The 16,747-nt window shown below is 36.3% G+C and carries 21 protein-coding genes; 5 read left to right on the top strand and 16 right to left on the bottom strand.

The genetic code is table 11. From position 1 onward, the window contains the following. Nucleotides 1-5: 5 nt before the first annotated feature. Genes CKV67_RS03180 through CKV67_RS03155 form a run of 6 tightly spaced genes read right to left on the bottom strand, consistent with a single transcriptional unit; the run spans nucleotide 6 to nucleotide 5,312 of the window. Nucleotides 6-2,081 (bottom strand): flagellar biosynthesis protein FlhA, encoded by a 2,076-nt coding sequence (locus tag CKV67_RS03180; protein WP_014092126.1) that lies wholly within the window; start codon nucleotides 2,079-2,081, stop codon nucleotides 6-8. A 46-nt stretch (nucleotides 2,082-2,127) separates the two neighbouring features. After that, a complete protein-coding gene (gene flhB, locus CKV67_RS03175) occupies nucleotides 2,128-3,174 on the bottom strand; it encodes a flagellar type III secretion system protein FlhB (protein ID WP_014092125.1) in 1,047 nt (348 codons plus the stop codon). Nucleotides 3,175-3,188: 14 nt separating this feature from the next. Then, nucleotides 3,189-3,950, bottom strand: coding sequence for a flagellar biosynthetic protein FliR (locus CKV67_RS03170; RefSeq protein WP_014092124.1), 762 nt, complete (start codon nucleotides 3,948-3,950; stop codon nucleotides 3,189-3,191). Nucleotides 3,951-3,952: 2 nt separating this feature from the next. Next, nucleotides 3,953-4,225 carry a flagellar biosynthetic protein FliQ gene (locus CKV67_RS03165; RefSeq protein ID WP_003718817.1) on the bottom strand — a complete coding sequence of 91 codons (273 nt, stop codon included), beginning with the start codon at nucleotides 4,223-4,225 and terminating at the stop codon, nucleotides 3,953-3,955. Between the two features lie 12 nt (nucleotides 4,226-4,237). Then, nucleotides 4,238-5,005: a flagellar type III secretion system pore protein FliP gene (locus CKV67_RS03160; RefSeq protein WP_014092122.1), complete on the bottom strand. Its 768-nt coding sequence runs from the start codon at nucleotides 5,003-5,005 to the stop codon at nucleotides 4,238-4,240. After that, nucleotides 4,998-5,312 (bottom strand): hypothetical protein, encoded by a 315-nt coding sequence (locus CKV67_RS03155; protein WP_014092121.1) that lies wholly within the window; start codon nucleotides 5,310-5,312, stop codon nucleotides 4,998-5,000. Before CKV67_RS03155 ends, CKV67_RS03160 begins: the two co-directional genes overlap by 8 nt. A gap of 371 nt (nucleotides 5,313-5,683) precedes the next feature. Here CKV67_RS03155 and mogR point away from each other — a divergent pair, with 371 nt between their 5' ends. Both mogR and CKV67_RS03140 read left to right on the top strand, forming a co-directional pair. Further along, nucleotides 5,684-6,604: a motility genes transcriptional repressor MogR gene (gene mogR, locus CKV67_RS03145; protein WP_014092120.1), complete on the top strand. Its 921-nt coding sequence runs from the start codon at nucleotides 5,684-5,686 to the stop codon at nucleotides 6,602-6,604. Nucleotides 6,605-6,622: 18 nt separating this feature from the next. Further along, complete coding sequence (locus CKV67_RS03140; RefSeq protein WP_014092119.1) at nucleotides 6,623-6,832, top strand: lmo0673 family protein; 210 nt, start codon at nucleotides 6,623-6,625, stop codon at nucleotides 6,830-6,832. Nucleotides 6,833-7,412: 580 nt separating this feature from the next. Here the strand turns inward: CKV67_RS03140 and CKV67_RS03135 are convergent. The 6 genes from CKV67_RS03135 to CKV67_RS03110 all read right to left on the bottom strand — a co-directional run bounded on the left by CKV67_RS03135 (nucleotide 7,413) and on the right by CKV67_RS03110 (nucleotide 11,295). Then, nucleotides 7,413-7,835: a DUF805 domain-containing protein gene (locus CKV67_RS03135; protein ID WP_014092118.1), complete on the bottom strand. Its 423-nt coding sequence runs from the start codon at nucleotides 7,833-7,835 to the stop codon at nucleotides 7,413-7,415. Nucleotides 7,836-8,270: 435 nt separating this feature from the next. Continuing rightward, nucleotides 8,271-9,041 carry an ABC transporter permease gene (locus CKV67_RS03130; RefSeq protein ID WP_014092117.1) on the bottom strand — a complete coding sequence of 257 codons (771 nt, stop codon included), beginning with the start codon at nucleotides 9,039-9,041 and terminating at the stop codon, nucleotides 8,271-8,273. Then, nucleotides 9,034-9,969 (bottom strand): ABC transporter ATP-binding protein, encoded by a 936-nt coding sequence (locus CKV67_RS03125; RefSeq protein WP_025279790.1) that lies wholly within the window; start codon nucleotides 9,967-9,969, stop codon nucleotides 9,034-9,036. The genes CKV67_RS03130 and CKV67_RS03125 overlap by 8 nt, the downstream gene beginning before the upstream one ends. 115 nt (nucleotides 9,970-10,084) lie before the next feature. Next, a complete protein-coding gene (locus CKV67_RS03120) occupies nucleotides 10,085-10,462 on the bottom strand; it encodes a DUF423 domain-containing protein (RefSeq protein ID WP_014092115.1) in 378 nt (125 codons plus the stop codon). Between the two features lie 9 nt (nucleotides 10,463-10,471). Beyond that, nucleotides 10,472-10,735, bottom strand: coding sequence for a DUF5327 family protein (locus CKV67_RS03115; protein WP_014092114.1), 264 nt, complete (start codon nucleotides 10,733-10,735; stop codon nucleotides 10,472-10,474). Continuing rightward, complete coding sequence (locus CKV67_RS03110; protein WP_014092113.1) at nucleotides 10,732-11,295, bottom strand: maltose acetyltransferase domain-containing protein; 564 nt, start codon at nucleotides 11,293-11,295, stop codon at nucleotides 10,732-10,734. The genes CKV67_RS03115 and CKV67_RS03110 overlap by 4 nt, the downstream gene beginning before the upstream one ends. A gap of 173 nt (nucleotides 11,296-11,468) precedes the next feature. Between CKV67_RS03110 and CKV67_RS03105 the strand changes: the two genes are divergently transcribed. Together CKV67_RS03105 and pdxK are read left to right on the top strand one after the other, a co-directional pair. Further along, entirely contained in the window at nucleotides 11,469-12,335 is an 867-nt protein-coding gene (locus CKV67_RS03105; RefSeq protein ID WP_014092112.1) for a Cof-type HAD-IIB family hydrolase, read from the top strand. A 24-nt stretch (nucleotides 12,336-12,359) separates the two neighbouring features. Continuing rightward, a complete protein-coding gene (pdxK, locus tag CKV67_RS03100) occupies nucleotides 12,360-13,175 on the top strand; it encodes a pyridoxine/pyridoxal/pyridoxamine kinase (protein ID WP_003746029.1) in 816 nt (271 codons plus the stop codon). 194 nt (nucleotides 13,176-13,369) lie between these two features. Here pdxK and CKV67_RS14590 read toward each other — a convergent pair whose 3' ends face one another. From CKV67_RS14590 to CKV67_RS03090, 3 genes are all read right to left on the bottom strand, one after another. Continuing rightward, on the bottom strand, nucleotides 13,370-13,522 hold the full coding sequence (locus CKV67_RS14590; protein ID WP_003718802.1) for a hypothetical protein: 153 nt from the start codon (nucleotides 13,520-13,522) through the stop codon (nucleotides 13,370-13,372). A gap of 23 nt (nucleotides 13,523-13,545) precedes the next feature. Continuing rightward, nucleotides 13,546-14,067: a hypothetical protein gene (locus CKV67_RS03095; protein WP_014092111.1), complete on the bottom strand. Its 522-nt coding sequence runs from the start codon at nucleotides 14,065-14,067 to the stop codon at nucleotides 13,546-13,548. 766 nt (nucleotides 14,068-14,833) lie between these two features. Then, the gene (locus CKV67_RS03090; protein ID WP_014092110.1) at nucleotides 14,834-15,250 is read right to left on the bottom strand and encodes a hypothetical protein; all 417 of its coding nucleotides are present in this window, start codon (nucleotides 15,248-15,250) and stop codon (nucleotides 14,834-14,836) included. Between the two features lie 119 nt (nucleotides 15,251-15,369). On the opposite strand from CKV67_RS03090, the gene CKV67_RS03085 reads away from it, so the two are divergent. Then, complete coding sequence (locus CKV67_RS03085; protein ID WP_014092109.1) at nucleotides 15,370-15,933, top strand: DUF420 domain-containing protein; 564 nt, start codon at nucleotides 15,370-15,372, stop codon at nucleotides 15,931-15,933. Between the two features lie 44 nt (nucleotides 15,934-15,977). Here the strand turns inward: CKV67_RS03085 and CKV67_RS03080 are convergent, their stop codons facing one another. Then, complete coding sequence (locus tag CKV67_RS03080; RefSeq protein ID WP_014092108.1) at nucleotides 15,978-16,685, bottom strand: metallophosphoesterase family protein; 708 nt, start codon at nucleotides 16,683-16,685, stop codon at nucleotides 15,978-15,980. Nucleotides 16,686-16,747 lie beyond the last annotated feature (62 nt).

The following is a 16,747-nucleotide window of genomic DNA, read 5'->3' as shown; positions in this document are numbered from 1 at the left end:
CCTTATCAAGTTGGTTCAATCAGCGCAATTTGTTCCACTTCTGTTTCTGGTGAAAGTTCACTGATTGATAACACCGGCACATCTAATTGGTACCGTTCTAACACACGTACAAATCCAAAGCGAAAATCTTTCCGCCGCGTTAAAATGACAGGTTCTCGTCCGGTAAGTTGGGCTTTATTTACCGTATCTCGTACCTTCTGAATGATTGGTAACTCCTTATCAAGTGCCCAGTTTAGCGCGTAACCATAGTACGGTGTGTTAACAATTTCCGTATCCATTTCGATAGAATCTTGTAACAACAAAGCGTAAATTTTCCCGTCTTGATTTTTTGCTTGTTCACAGATAACTTTAGAAATTCGCTCCCTGACAAATGCGGTAATCCCATCAAGATCCCCCGGGTAAATCGTCTGTCCATCAATAATCCCTTCCACAATCGTTGGCAAATCTCGTACGGAAATCCCTTCTTTTAGCAATTGTCTAAGTACGCCTTGAATCAGTGAATAATCAATTTCTTTTTTCTTAATCTCATCAATTAAAATTTGATTTTCCTTTGCCAAACTATCGATTAAGTCTTTAATTTGTTGTCGCATTAGTAGTTCATGCAAATTTTTCCGTAAAACAACATCCAAATGGGTGATTAAAATGCTTAATGGCTCTAACACCTGATAATTTTTCATTTGCGCATCTTCTAACTCACCAGGCAAAATCCAGTAACCGTCTTCCCCAAAAATGGGATCCTTCGTTGGTTCGGCATCAAGATCAATCATTACGCCTGGGGTTTTAAGTGCTAATAAATGCCCTGCTTTCAAAACACCACTTGCTACAGCCACCCCTTTTATTTTGATTTCATATTTCCCGCGAGGTTGGAAGCTAGTGTTATCTTTGAAATTAATCCCAGGAACGCCAATCCCTAAGTCTTGAAGAATCGATTTGCGCATTAGCACTACTTTATCTTTCGCTGTTTCTCCGTTCATTTTTTGTTTAACTAATGCTGCAATATTTAGCCCTAGTTCGACAACAACTGGAAATTTCTCACGTGCCGCACCAAATGCTTGATTATGTTCTGCCTCCGCGGAATTGTTTTCTGATTGAATGAGTTCCATTTCTTTTGCTAACTCTAGCTGTTCTTTTTTCTTGATATTAAATTGCGTCCGGTAGCCGATTACTCCAAGAACAACACCTATCCCAACAAACGGAATCGCTGGTAATGGACTAAATACCCCCATTAAGATAAACATTCCCGCAAGCGTATACACAACCACCGAGTTTTGCATCAGTTCTTTAAAAATTCCTACAGCAACGTTATCATCTGAGCCATCAAATACTCGAGTGACTATAACCCCAGCTGACATTGCCATCAGTAGTGAGCCAATCTGACTAACAATTCCATCCCCGATTGTGAGCTCGGTATATTTAACCGCAGCCTCACCAAACGAAAGACCACCTTGAACCATTCCAACAATTAAACCAAAAACAATATTAACGACTGCTAAGAGTACCGTGAAAAGCACGTCCCCTTTTACAAATTTCCCAGCTCCGTCCATCGCACCGTAAAATTCTGTCTCCATATTTAAGTATGCTCGTTTTTCTTTCGCTTCTGGTTCTGTGATTAAACGTTGATTTAAGTCCGCATCAATCGCCATCTGCTTCCCAGGTAGCGCATCTAACGTAAACCTCGCAGCTACTTCCGCCGTTCGCGAGGAACCATTCGCAACAATAAACTGAAAGACAATTAAAATGATAAAAATGACAATACCAACAACAAAATTACTACCAATAACAAAGTTTCCGAACTGTTTAATTACTTGTCCAGGATCTCCAGTCGTTAAAATTGCACGAGTGGTTGAAATGTTAATTGAAACTCGAAATATCCCCATCAAAAGTAGCAATGATGGAAATGATTTTAATTCATTCCAATCTTTAATCGATGTCGCTCGCATATAAACTAACACTGAAAATGCTAGAATCGTCACCAACACTAAATCCAACACAAATGGAGGTAGTGGCACAATAAGCGCAACAACAAATGAAACTGCAATCAGAATAGCAAAATATTTTTTTATAGCCCCTAAACTCCCCATTTTGAAACCTGCCTTTTCTAATTTTAGAAAGGTCGCTCATATGTTGTTAGAACTGGATTTTGTCTGCGTCCATCAATTCTTTCATTACTTCAATCACATCTTTATATAAATCTTCTTGTATGTATTCATCTGGATTCGTCGTGTAATAAATACTCCGAGCCAGCTGTCTGTTCGTACTCATTGGTACTCCATCTGTTTCTGCTACTTGGCGAATAAATAATGCCAGCTCATCTTCTCCCTTAGCAAGGAGTTTTGGCGCGTGATCTTTCGCTTTGTCATAGCGCATCACAACAGATATATGCGTCGGGTTATTAACAACAAATGTCGCATCTGCCATTTTTTTCGTAATCGACCCTTGGAGAAGCCCTCGAGCAATACTTCTTTGTCGTTGCTTCACTTCTGGACGACCTTCTGAATCTTTCATTTCATCCTTAATTTCTTGTTTCGACATCCGGAGACCTTTTTTATAGTCATATTTTTGATAGAAAAAGTCGAGCAAACCAATAACTGCAATAACAAGAAATAATGCTAAAAATTCATTTTTGAATAAAGAGAAAATTTGCTTGAGAGAATAAAGCCAGTTCTGTCCTGTGTAACTAATTAATGTTTGAAGGTGATCACGAAAACCGATATAGGCAACATAAGAAAGCAGTGTAATCAAAAGAAGCGCCTTGACAACTTCAACAATTCCTTTGACACTAAAAACACGCTTGAAATAATTAGCTGGATTTAATCGTTTGAACTGAGGTTTCACTGCTTTGGCAGAAAACAAAATTCCTACTTGCACTCCGTAATTCATCAAACCAAAAATCACTACCATAATCATCACCGGCAAAAGCACTTTTCCAAATTCCATTAAATAAAATAAACTATAACTTTCCATACTAGCAAGCTTAGGTGGCTGTTTCAAAAGAGCAACAAAGCCTTGGATGGTGTTTTTAATAAACATCTCGCCAAAGAAATAAAGAAGCCCTGCTACAATCAGCAATGAAAAAGCATTATTAAGTTCTTTACTTTTCGCCACATTACCTTCGTTTCTAGCTTTCTTAATGCGGCGCGGCGTTGCTTTTTCCGTTTTATTATCTTTCGCCAAGCTTCATTTCCTCCCTATTTTTTCAGTAAATAATCAAAAAACGACACATATTGCTGAATCATCTCATCTGTCAAATTTTTAAAAACTGTACTCAAGATAGGAACCGCGCATGCTAAAATGAAAATCCCAAAGGTAATTTTTATAATAAATGCATTCATAAAAATATTAATTTGCGGAGCACTCTTAGAAATAAAAGCGAGGATAATATTAACAATGAAAATGCTACCCATGATTGGAAGCGCAATCGACACCGCCGAAGCAAGCGCAAATCCAAGCGTCCCGAGAAATAAATCGATAAAACCTTTTTCAAATAAAATCGATACCGAAGCCGTAAATTCAAACGATTTCATTAAGTAAAAAATCAAATAATCAAGCCCCTGCAGTGATAAAAATATAACCACAAAAAATGTATCTAAAATCGCCGCTGTTATCGAATTTTGCGTCCCATATGATGGATCTATCAAATTCACCTGCGAAAAACCTAAATCATAATCAATCATAAAACCAGCCATTTTTGGAATAACCGCAATAATTTCCACTAATTTTGCAAGTGCGAGACCAAACACCACTTCTGATATCACCCGTAAAAGCAAATCTGGCAAAGTAGTAATTCCTGAAACATCTACTACCGTTGCCACTGGAATCGAAATCGCCATTCCGAATATCACTTTGACGCTGTTCGGAATATGGCGCCCTTTTAAAAGCGGAAAGAAGAATAAAAAACTAGCAATACGGCAAAAAACAATCACTACAGCAAGTAAAAATTCAAACTCCATGTTTACACCCTAATCATCAGGGGTAATTTGGAAAAGATTCCTACAAACAAATCCGTCATGTGTTCAAACATCCACGGTCCAAGAATAAAAAGTGCCACTACAAAAGCAATAATCTTCGGTAAAAACGTCAGCGATTGGTCTTGAATTTGCATCATCGCCATCAAAATCGCTACCACAATCACCACTACGATACATATAAGCGACACCGGCAAAATAAGCGCCAGCCCACTATAGAAAAAATCTTGAAAAATTTGCGTAATCGGCGTTAAATTCATTTTGCTACTCCCTTAAAAGTGAATTGTTTGAAAAATCATGTTGGTAATTAGCCCGTATCCTCCAATGAAAATAAAGACTAAAATCTTAAACGGTAAACTAATTGTCATCGGTGGAACCATCATCATTCCGAGGTACATTAGTAAAGTACTAACAATCAAGTCTATAAATATAAACGCCAAGTAAATAAACATCCCAGTTAAAAATCCTTGGGTAATTTGTGTCAAAATAAAAGCTGGCATAAGAGCCATAAGTGGTGCATCTTCTTTTTTAGTTACTGGGTCCTCTCCTTCAGCTTTTAACATCATGTTGATATCGTGCTTATATGTATTTTCAGCCACATACTTAGTCAACAGCGGTTTTGTCTCATCCCAAACCTTTGATGCACTCCATTCTTCTGTTTGTGATGGTTTATACACATCGTCGTACCATGCCGTAATCAAAGGCTGCATCATAAACAAAGATAGGAAAAGTGCAAGACCAACAAGCACCTGATTAGGTGGCAAATTTGTCGCTCCAAGCCCCTGTCTCGTTAATCCAAGAACGATAATACAATACGTAAAATGTGTGAACATTAATACAATCGAAGCAGACAAAGATAGCACTGTCACTAAAACAAATAGGGCAACACTAGAATTAACCCCATCTGTTCCATTTACACCCAGCGAGTCCAGCCAACTTTCAGCATGAACACTCGTACCTGGCCAAAAGAAAATCAAAGAAAATACAAAAACAGCAATAAAGGATACTTGAAATACTCGTTTAGAAGCTATTTTACGCATTTACTTTCGTCTCCTCTTTCAAAAGTAATTCTCGGAAAAGTGACTCATCTTGGACATTATTTCCATTTAATGACACCGTTCTAATATCATTATTTGAAATAAGCGCCAGCACTTTCTCTCCGTTCACCTCTAGAAGAACTGCGCGTAACTGATGAGAGATGAGAAGCGTATCTTCCAACTTTATAAGGTCATTTTCGCTTTTTCTAGTTCGAGCCGCTTGTTTGTTTTTCTTTACTAAAAAGTAAGAAATACCTGCAAGCACAGCTAAAAGTGCAATAATTTTAAAAAGTGATAAAAAATATTCCATTCAAGTAAGGTAAATTCACCTTTCACTCCCTTCATCAGATTACAAAAATAAATCATTTTTTCAAAATATATATCAATATAGTATTTTTTGTAACTGCAATATAAAATTTTACACCAAATCTAAAAAAAATCTATACTTTTTTTAAAAAATGAAAAGTCGGTAAAAATTAAAAAAACAGCCATAGTAACAGCTGTATCAAAGGAAAACTTCTCATTATTTGATTAATATTTTTTTATTTAACGCAAAAAAAGGTTCTTCATACCCACTCCTTTTGACCCACCCGCACTCCCTTTACACAACTAACATATATTGTTATTATAAAAATAAACAGAAAATCAATAATACTATAGGATAGAGAGGTATGTGATTGTATGCCTAAATCAGAAATAAGAAAATTACTTCAAGAAATAAAAAAACAAGTAGATAATCCGGGGAATTCATCTACTACCGACATTAAAAAAATGGCGTCAGAGTCTGGTATTGACGAACAAACAGCCGAAGAAATCTTTCATTTACTCACTGATTTTTATCAAGCCGTTGAAGAACATGGTGGAATCGAAAAATATATGCACTCCAACATTAGTTGGTTAAAAATTGAATTAGAACTACTTTCTGCATGTTACCAAATTGCTATTTTGGAAGATATGAAAGTACTTGATATCTCTGAAATGCTCAGTTTAAACGATTTGCGGATCTTTCCAAAAACACCGAGCCAGCTGCAAAATACCTACTACAAACTAAAAAAAGAATTGATTCAAGTAGAAGATATCCCAAAAAATAAGCCGGGTAGAAAAAGAAAAACGCAAAAAAGCAGTAAAAAAGAAAAAACAAATATTTTCGGAAAAGTCGTTTCTTCTGAATATAAACCGCCGACATCTATCAAAGAACAAATCAGTTATGACAAAACACGCGAAAAAAACTTGGTAGATTTATTATCTGGCGTTAAAAGCAACGTGCAACTTTTAAGCGAAAACCAAGGCGAAGAAAATAATGTCTATGACTTGCTGAAAAGCATTTATTCACTTTCGTCTCTTGCTGTGCAAAAAGAAGAACTCGATCGTAAATATCAAGATTTACAAACAAAATACCAAGAGCTTGAACAAGAGAACTCGTATTTAAAACAGCAAAACGAAACAATGACTGAATCTTTCCACACACTTGTCATGCAAGTAGCTGACTTTGCATATGCGAATGACTTAGACCAAATCCAAGCATTACCACTTTTCAGCCAGCAACTTGTTGTGACGCTTAATCAACTCGGTATTTTTAAGGAAAACTATAAACAAATGTAATTCAGAGAGGATGGTACGATGTATATCGAAATTTACACCGCAAACGGAGAATCGATTCGTCTTGATGACGACGCAAAAATCAACAACATTAGCATCCACGAATTATCAAAAACTGACTTAAAAAATCTTTTTAACGAAAAATGTATTGAATTAACCAAATATGACTTAACTTATTTTATTAATACAAGCCAAGTTAATTGGTTCCTCGTAAGCGAAGGAATCCATTAAAAAACAGACTGGGGCAAGCACCTTCATATCAGCTTTCGCTGATACCAATCATAATGAAAAAGCTATCGGCCTACAACTGTTTTTCTGTCATAATTGAGATAAAGGAATAAGTTGTTGATCGATAGCTTATTGAGGTTCTTCAAGACCTTGTGGGATAAAATGAACCGTCATACTCATTTCACACCATTCATTATGTTTTCAAGCATGGGTATAAAAAGCGGCTCTAAAATAAAAACAAGCAGGAATCATGTCTATTCCATTTTTTGAAATGGCTCTATACAATGATTTCTGCTTTTCTATTATCCAGTTTTTATTGCTGATATTTTGTTATGTCTCAGCCTTCTTTCTTTTTTTGAAAGGTTCTTCACTGTTTCATTTCGTTCCTAATTTCCTTTACACGAGCTCGAAGCCCCAACATACTTAAAATAGATTTTAAAATGACAGTGAAAGAGACCGTTTTTTAATGAGGGCTCGAAGTCCATGAGTCTATGATCGATTTTCCTTTCACCCAAACAAGAAAATAGAGGACAAAATCATCCGTCAATGACTTTACTCTCTAATCTTAGTATGTTTTTTCTATTTAAATATCAAATTGACTATCATCATCACCATATTGGTTTGGTCCGTCACTTTCAAGGCACATAAATACTAAAATAATAATTCCCCCAACAAATGGAATTAAGTCAAGAAAAGCAAAAAAACCACTTTTCCCTGAATCATGTAAACGTCTAACAGTAAGACTGATTGTCGGAATTAAAGCCGCTAATAGATACAGCCATAAAATGACTAAAATTAATAGTGCGCCACCACCGCCAACCATACCAGTGCCGCCCGCACTCCCTTCCATCAATGCGGAAATACCAAAAATGATTGCTAAAATGTAAAGAACTCCAATAATAATTGCATTCCAAAGTACTACATACCAATACGCCGAACGAGGTGCACGACCACTAAAATTGACGTAGTTCTTCCAAAATGACTTATAAGCTTCTAAAAATCCCATGTTTCCTCCTATGTATATAAAAATTTGTTGTTCCTTTAAGAATATACGTAGCCATTTCATTATACAAGGACATAACAAAAAGATTCATAAAATAGACACATTCCTATTTTATTTGCCAAAATGAATCTTTAGTCGCATTACTTTCGACTTTATTTATAATGAAATTTGCCTTATAATATTGATATGCAAACCATTACTACATAAAAAATTTACAAAAAAATACCTCTAGCAGCTGTAAAACAACCACTAAAAGTATAAAAGGGAGTTTAAGGTAAGTAAAGACAATCCATACAAAAAAGGGAGAAAAAGTAATGGTATTGTCATTGCTTATGTCTATATAATACCCGTATCTTCCAGTCCAAACCCTTTTTTTGTATTAAAATTAGATGACGAATTTAACTAAAATGAAACAGAATTTACTACGTTTGTATTTGGCTAACTCCTTAAACCTCTTCCTTTATTAATTAAATACCAGCAAATCGCATATAGCACAACGATAAATAGCACCAGAATGAACATCGACACCATGATTGGGACATCAGTTACACCAAGGAAGCCATACCGGAATCCAGAAATCATGTAGACAATCGGATTTACTTTTGAAATCGCTTGCCAGATGGGCGGAAGCATAGAAATCGCGTAGAACACACCACCAAGGTACGTCAGCGGCTGTAAAACAAATGTTGGTACAATAGAGACATCATCATAAGATTTAGCGAAAATCCCATTGAGAAGGCCTGCTAGCGAGAACACAATCGCTGTCATCAAAAAAGTAATAATTCCAATCGACCATGAATAGACATGGAGTGGTACAAAAAATAAAGAAATAATGGTAACTAGTGAACCTACTAATATACTTCTACCGATTCCACCAATAAGAAATCCCCAGATGATAATATGCGTTGGTACAGGAGCTACTAAAATCTCCTCAATATTTTTCTGGAATTTTTGTGAGAAAAAAGAAGACGATACATTGGCATATGAACTAGTAATGACAGACATCATAATTAGCCCCGGCACGATGTATTCCATATAAGAAAAACCACCCATATCCCCAATACGGCTCCCAATCATTTTCCCAAAGATAATAAAATAAAGCGACGTTGTAATAACAGGTGGAACGAGTGTCTGAACCCAAATCCGCATATATCGGTTGGTTTCTTTTGCTGCTAGACTTTTTAAAGCTGTATAATATAGATTAAACATGTTTTTCCCCCACTTGATGTTTTTCATCGGTAATTTTCAAAAATAGTTCTTCTAATCTATTGGACTTATTACGCATAGAAAGCACTTTAATCCCTCGAGCACTTAATTGTTCAAAGATGTGATTCACGCCTTGATTTCGTTCAACTTCAACAGATAGTGTTTGTTTATCTTCAAAAACATGCTGATATCCAGTGATTTCAAATGCTTGTTCATAAGGCTCTAAATCAAAAATAAATGTCTCAAATTGCAACTTAGAAAGTAGTGATTTCATGCTCGTATTTTCAATTAGCTCACCTGACTGGATTATACCGATGTTTCGGCAAAGCATTTCCGCTTCCTCTAAGTAATGTGTAGTTAAAATAATCGTTGTACCACTCTCATTTAGCTCCCTTAAAAACGTCCACATTTCACGTCTAAGTTCAATATCCACCCCAGCAGTAGGTTCATCCAAAATCAGCAGCCGTGGTTCATGCATCAACACACGCGCAATCATCAGGCGTCTTTTCATTCCTCCTGAAAGCATTCTAGCCCGTTCGTGACGCTTTTCCCATAAATTCGATTGTTTTAAATATTTTTCGCTACGTTTAAATGCTTCTTTACGAGAAACACCATAATAGCCGGCCTGATTAACGACAATTTGTTGTACCGTTTCAAATGGATTGAAATTGAATTCTTGCGGTACAAGTCCAATTTGCTGTTTCGCCCGAACAATATCCGTGTCCAGGTCATAGCCAAATACTTTTACTTTTCCAGATGTTTTATTGACTAACGATGTGATAATCCCGATTGTCGTTGATTTCCCCGCCCCATTTGGACCAAGAAGCGCATAAAAATCTCCTTCTTCTACCGTTAAATCCACCCCGCGAAGAGCTTCCACCCCAGTCGAATAGATTTTTCGTAACCCTGTTATCTCAAGTGCATAAGTCATGTAATTGCTGTCTCCCTTATCAAATATGATTCCTCTATTTTAGCACTTATTGGCGAATAATAAAAAATAATCGGCTTTATGCTCAAATATGCGCAAAAAGTCGATTATTTTTATTTTAATAAAACCTCGTAGACCTTCTCGATACGCCCAAAATCAGCAATAACCAGCCTGCTACAAAACAAACTCCTCCGATTGGCGTAATTGCGCCTAACACAGCTACTTTGGAAATACTTAAGATATATAAACTTCCGGAAAAGAACGCAATTCCGACCGAAAATAAGATCACTGCCCAAGCATAAAGCTGGCTAGCTTGTTTTTCCATTAATAATCCAACAACTAAAATTCCAACTGCGTGAAACATTTGATACTGAACGCCGGTTTCCCAAGTACTTGCATAACTTCCAAGTACATCTTTTAAAGCATGCGCCCCGAAAGCACCAAGTAGAACTGCAAGCCCGGCAAAAATGGCTCCAGTAATAATTGTTTTTTTCATAATAGCCCCCTAAAAATCAAGCAATGAATCTCCATTAGCCCCATCTTCTAACTCTATTTTCTTTCCGTCCATGTTGACGATTTGCGCAGGTTCTGATTTTGGAATTAGGTTTGTTTCCACTTCCAAACCTGTTTCATCACCAGTTTTCGCAAGTTGGACAAGTAACATCAAACCATGCAAATGCTTATCTTGACTCGCCTTTGTCGTTGCCGCTCTTGCTTTTGCTAACTCACTTTCCATTTGTTCAAAAATCTTTGCATCTGAAATAATCATTTATCCTTAACCTCAATAGTTTTAATTACCCGCGCTGGATTTCCGGCTAAAACAACATTGTCAGGGAAACTTTTCGTCACAACTGATCCAGATGCTACAACCACGTTATTACCAAGTGTTACTCCCGGATTAATAATTGCCCGACCGCCAATCCACACATTATCACCAATCTTTACTGGCTTACCAAGTTCCAGTCCACTATTTCGTTTAACTGGATCAAGTGGATGTGTAGCCGTATAAATATGAACACCTGGCGCCATCATGCAATTTTCACCAATATGTACCTCGCAAACATCTAAAATCACACAATCAAAATTAGCATAAAAATTTTCGCCAACGTAAATATTGGAGCCGTAATCTACTCGAAAATCTGGTTCGACATAGACGCTTTCTTTTGTACCACCAAATAGACGTTTCAGCACGCTTTGACGGGAATCAGCGTCCATCGTATCATTTATTTCTCGACAGAACTTCCGCGCACGACTTCTACCGTGTACAAGCTCTCTGTCACTTGGATCATACATTTCTCCTGCAATCATCTTTTCTAGTTCTGAACTCATTCTGCCACATCCAATCCACGTTTTATTCTTATCTATTATAACCAAATGACAGAAAGAAATATAGTAAAGTAATCAGACTGCAAAGAAAACTACTCGCAGCTACCTTTTGTGCATTTTTCTTTAAAAAATGCTATTCTAGTTAAGTAGGTAAAATTGGGGAGGAATTAAATATTATGATTAAAGTTATTGCTTCAGACATGGATGGCACACTACTTAACTCTAATATCGAGATTGCAAAAGAAAACGTCGAGGCAATCGAAAAAGCCCGCGCAAAAGGGATTCATTTTGTTCTATGTACTGGACGGATGTATGACGACGCGATGGGATTAATTAATAAAGCAAACTTATACGCACCAGCTATTTGTATGAATGGTGCTGAAATTCGTGACGAACACGGCAAAATTGTATTACAACATCCTATCGATAGAAACTTAGCTCGAGACACGTATAACACCTTATCCGAACTTGGCATGTATACAGAGTTTTTCACAGATATGGGACCAATTACAACAGATAAAGCACGCGGTAAAGAATTTATGATAGAAATGCATAAACGTATCCACCCAGATGCTCCTGTTTCGGAAATCACTGAAAAAGTAGAAGAGCGTTTTGAATCCAAAGACGTTCATGAAATACCTGATGTAGAAAGAATTTTAGCCAATAAAGAACTAACCATCCTAAAATTCATTTCTTTCTCCTATGACAAAGAAATCCTTGCAAAAGCTAAGGCAAAACTGGAAAAAGAAAATGAGCTTTCGGTTACTTCTTCGTTTTCCGACAATATTGAAATTACCCACCGTGAAGCACAAAAAGGGATTTCCTTACAATATTATGTAGAAAAATTAGGCGTAACGCTTGATGAAACTTTTGCAATTGGAGATAATATGAATGACATTTCGATGCTCAAAATGGCTGGCTACAGTGTCGCAATGGGAAATGCCGAAGAAGAAGTAAAAGATTTAGCAGAACACGTTACCTCAACCAACGATGAACACGGGGTTGCAGCTGCCATCTATAAAATGCTTGAAACAAATGACTAAAGTTTATTTTTAGGAGGAAAAATCATGACAATCAAAAAAACATTAACTATTGCAGGCTCTGATTCTAGCGGTGGCGCTGGATTACAAGCAGATTTAAAAACTTTTGAAGAATATGGTACTTATGGTTTTAGCGCAATTACAACAATCGTAACAATGGATCCAGACAACAATTGGGCGCATGGTGTTACTCCAATTGATGCAGGTCTTGTACGCGAACAACTGAAAACAATCCTTTCTGGCGGCCCAGTTGACGCAATGAAAACAGGTATGCTTGGCTCGATCGACATTATCAAAGCTACTCGTGAAGCGATTGATAAATATGATTTAAAAAATGTCGTTATTGATCCCGTAATGGTTTGTAAGGGCGAAGATGAATTAATCCAACCTGAAAACGCAGAAGCTATCCGTGACTTGTTACTTCCAAAAGCAACCATCACAACACCAAACCTGTTCGAAGCTGGTCAATTATCTGGTCTTGGTAAATTAACAACGCTAGACGATATGAAAGCAGCTGCGAAAAAAATTATCGAATTAGGCGCTAAATACGTTGTTATCAAAGGCGGAAAAGCACTAGAAAGCGACAAAGCAATCGACTTACTTTATGATGGAAAAGATTTCACTGTTTATGAAGTTGAAAAAATTTCTCCAAGTCATAATCACGGCGCTGGTTGTACTTTCGCAGCCGCAATTACAGCTGGACTTGCGAAAGGTTTAACCGTGGAAGAAGCAGTTGCTAAAGCGAAAGATTTCGTTACAGCTGCAATCAAAGGCGGATTTGCTTTAAATGAATTCATTGGCCCTGTTTGGCACGGTGCTTATAATAAAGCGGAGAATAGATAAGATATTGAAAAAAGAGCGGACAAATTTGTCTGCTCTTTTTACTAGCTTGGAAAGACATATTGCAATTCACACAAAAATACGTTCTTATTTGCGGCGCGTCTTTTTTCTCATTTTTGATACTAAAAGGTTAATTATTACTATTTGCGAAAGTATATTCATGCATAAAAGTAAATACATTAATTTTTTGTACTTCTTTATTTATTTTTTACAAGCGGGATGATTGCGAGTGCATAACAAATAGTTCCAACAACCAATACAAATATATTGAAATTATCAAATATAATTCCCGTTACAATAAATAGCACGATATACAATAGTATACTTGCAATCAATTTTTTATAATTCAACAGCTTTACTTCCTCTCCTATTTTTACTTTCTAACTTTTTGATAGCTTGTATTTACTGGCCCCTTCCATTTAGTTTTGCTATTTGAAAACTCATCTATTACTTTATAATAATAATAGTTCTTGTCAGATTTTTTATAGATTGTTTGCTTCATATAATTATAATTTTTAAAACTATTACTTAATATTGTTCCAACCATTGCTTTTGCAACTACACCTCCAAAGGATACCTTAGCTAATCCTCCAGCTAATAAAGCTTGATATAAAGTATTAACTCCCGTGGAGTTCAAGTTTACTATTGTACTAGATATATATTTATAACTAGACCCTCCAGATTCCGTTTGATTGGAACGAACCATTGGGATTATAGGCTCTGCAAGCTCCATTTGCCCTGAATTTTTAGTAAACTCATATTCTATTAACCCTTGTTCTTCCACAGTACTTGCTTGAGCTACATTCGGAAATGATATCCCACTAATCAATATTCCCCCAGCTAATAAAGCACATACACATTTCTTTGCTTGCTTTTGTCTTGTCTCTGTTGCCATTTGACATTCGCTCCCTTTTTGTGTTTTTTAGAACAATTAAATTCTAACATAATCACTGGATGTATAACCAAAAATGTAATGAAATGTCCGATTCTTGTCATGAACAACAAAATTCAGCTTAAATTATGGTTTTTTTCAACTCATTTTGAATATTTCACAGAAATAATTGTGAAAATAATCACCATTTATGTTATTATGCACGAATTTATACACTTTTCGAAAAAAGGTCACAAAATATACAAACATAAACAACATTAATGTTAAATATTTCTCTTTTATTTCATTGAAATACATTTCCAAATGTATATTATCTTATATTTATTCATTTGAAAGTTTAAAATTACTATAAATCTTTTAACTTTTACATTCCATTTTACCCAGTATTTTCTAACTAACCACATTTCAGACACCTTATAAGATAATCCTTTACAAATCCTTCTAGATTGCTAGGATAATTTCCCCCCTAACTCTCACAATCTATTTCCTATTATACAACTACATCTTTAATTGCCTTCTCCATAATTAGATTGTTATTTCCACTGCTTCGAACAAATTTCGTATCTCTAATATACTTATTAAAAAGAATAGATGTTAATAATTGGTCCCCATTAATTTATAAATTCAGGGAATACACAACAGCAAACCAATCACTAGGGACTAATTTTCGTTTCCAGGAATTTAAGGATTAGATTGAAATGGACTTATTAGTAAATGAAAATCCCAACCCAAAAACAAGAAAGCTAGCCGACATCAACGGCTAGCTTTTTCATCCTATCATCCGAAAATCATTCCGATTACCTGTCATATCCGGCATTAACTCAAACAACATTTTACTATTATCCGCCTTATTCCCAACAATCACTTGCATAAAATAATCATGTACCATAAAAGTATAGCCGTGCTCTTTCGATGTAATTGCATAGCCCTCTAAGTCATTTTCAGAAACAAACAACCATTTCCAGCCGTATTTTTCTCGTACTGCTTCCCCGTATAAAGAACCTAACAGATAACCCTGTTCTTCTGCTGAGTCTGGGTCTGGTGAGGTATTTTTTAAGTAATCTACAATTTTCTGAACACGCTCTTCCGGAGTCCCGTCTGTTTGGAGCATTATTTCGCCTTCTTCTTTTAAACGGATGATTTCCGCTTCCTCTGCTTTTGTTAATTCTCGCGCAATTATTGACATAAGAAACACCCTTTCCAACTCATTATACCTCATATAGTTCAATTTTTCGCATCCGATATGTTCGTCATGTATAATGAAATAAGGTACAGCAATTTTTTATTTAGGGGGCTATTTTTTTCATGGAACAAAACAAAGAAAAACTCACAAAGCCGACATCAGAAAAAAACTATTTTTGGCCGATAATGATTATTTCATTTATCGCAGTTGTGGTGATTTTACTACTCTTCTTTTCACCAATTGGCTATCAGGGAGCCGTGCATTTTGATATCACGATTTTCCCGCGAATGAATGCCATCTTTAATAGTTTTACCTTTGTATTTTTAGTTATTGCACTTTGGGCGATTATAAAAAAGAAAAACATTAACATGCACCGCGGATTTATCCTTGCAGCATTTACATCTACGCTATTCTTCTTAGTATCTTATTTAACATTTCATTACTTATCCGCCGAAACATCTACATTTGGTGGAACTGGAATTATCCGTCCGATTTACTTCTTTATCTTAATTACACATAGCTTCTTAGCTGCAATCGTCGTTCCACTTGCACTCTTCGCACTTGTTTGGGGCTGGACAATGCAAATCGGAAAACATAAAAAAATTGTTCGTTGGACGATGCCGATTTGGTTATATGTAAGTTTAACTGGCGTATTAGTTTATCTTTTCATGGCGCCGTATTATTAAAAATAAGCGTTCAAGATGCTCCTAGAGAGAAGCATCTTGAACGCTTATTTTTTCGCAGTAAAGCTTTTTGTAATGACTTTTTCTTCCACAACAACGCCGTGAAGTTCTCCGCCAAAAACAGCCCCACCATCGATATCAAGTCTTGTTTTATCTGCTGAAACCCAGATGCCTGCGCTTCCGTCTTTATGTAAATTTTGCACCGGGGTATGTCCAAAGATAAATACTTTCCCCGTTTTATTTTCACCGAACAAAAATGGTTCTCGAATCCAGTAAAAATCTCGTTCCTCCGTTTCATGCCAGTCGTCTTTAGAAAGATCAACTCCTGCATGGACAAATACATACTTACCTTCTTCATAATAAAGCGGTAAATTCCGGATAAACTCAATCAGCTCAGCCGATTCTAGCTTAATCCTTTCCGCTAGCCCTTCTGGTGTTGTTTTTTTGTTAAGTGAGTCCGAAATAAGTGATTGAATGGTTTCCATGCCACCTTGGCTTAAATAGTAGTGCATTTTCTCGGAGGGATTTTCTAGCCAATCCAGTAACATTTGTTCGTGATTGCCTTTTAAAACAATGGCTCCTGAATTATCTGCTAACGCTTTCACCCTTCTAAGGACCGCTGCAGGATTTTCACCGCGATCAATTAAGTCCCCCACAAACAGAAGTCGTTCCCGCTTTTTATCCCAGTTTTCTAGCAGCTCATCTAAAAGAGTTATTTCTCCGTGTACATCCCCTACAGCAAAAATTGGTTTCATTTTCATTCCTCCAAATTCACATAAAAAGAAACATCCTTCCGCTAAATTTATATTAGCAAAAG

The organism is Listeria ivanovii subsp. ivanovii, from assembly GCF_900187025.1.
Taxonomy (GTDB): Bacteria; Bacillota; Bacilli; order Lactobacillales; family Listeriaceae; genus Listeria; species Listeria ivanovii.
This window is presented reverse-complemented; position numbering and strand designations above follow the sequence as displayed.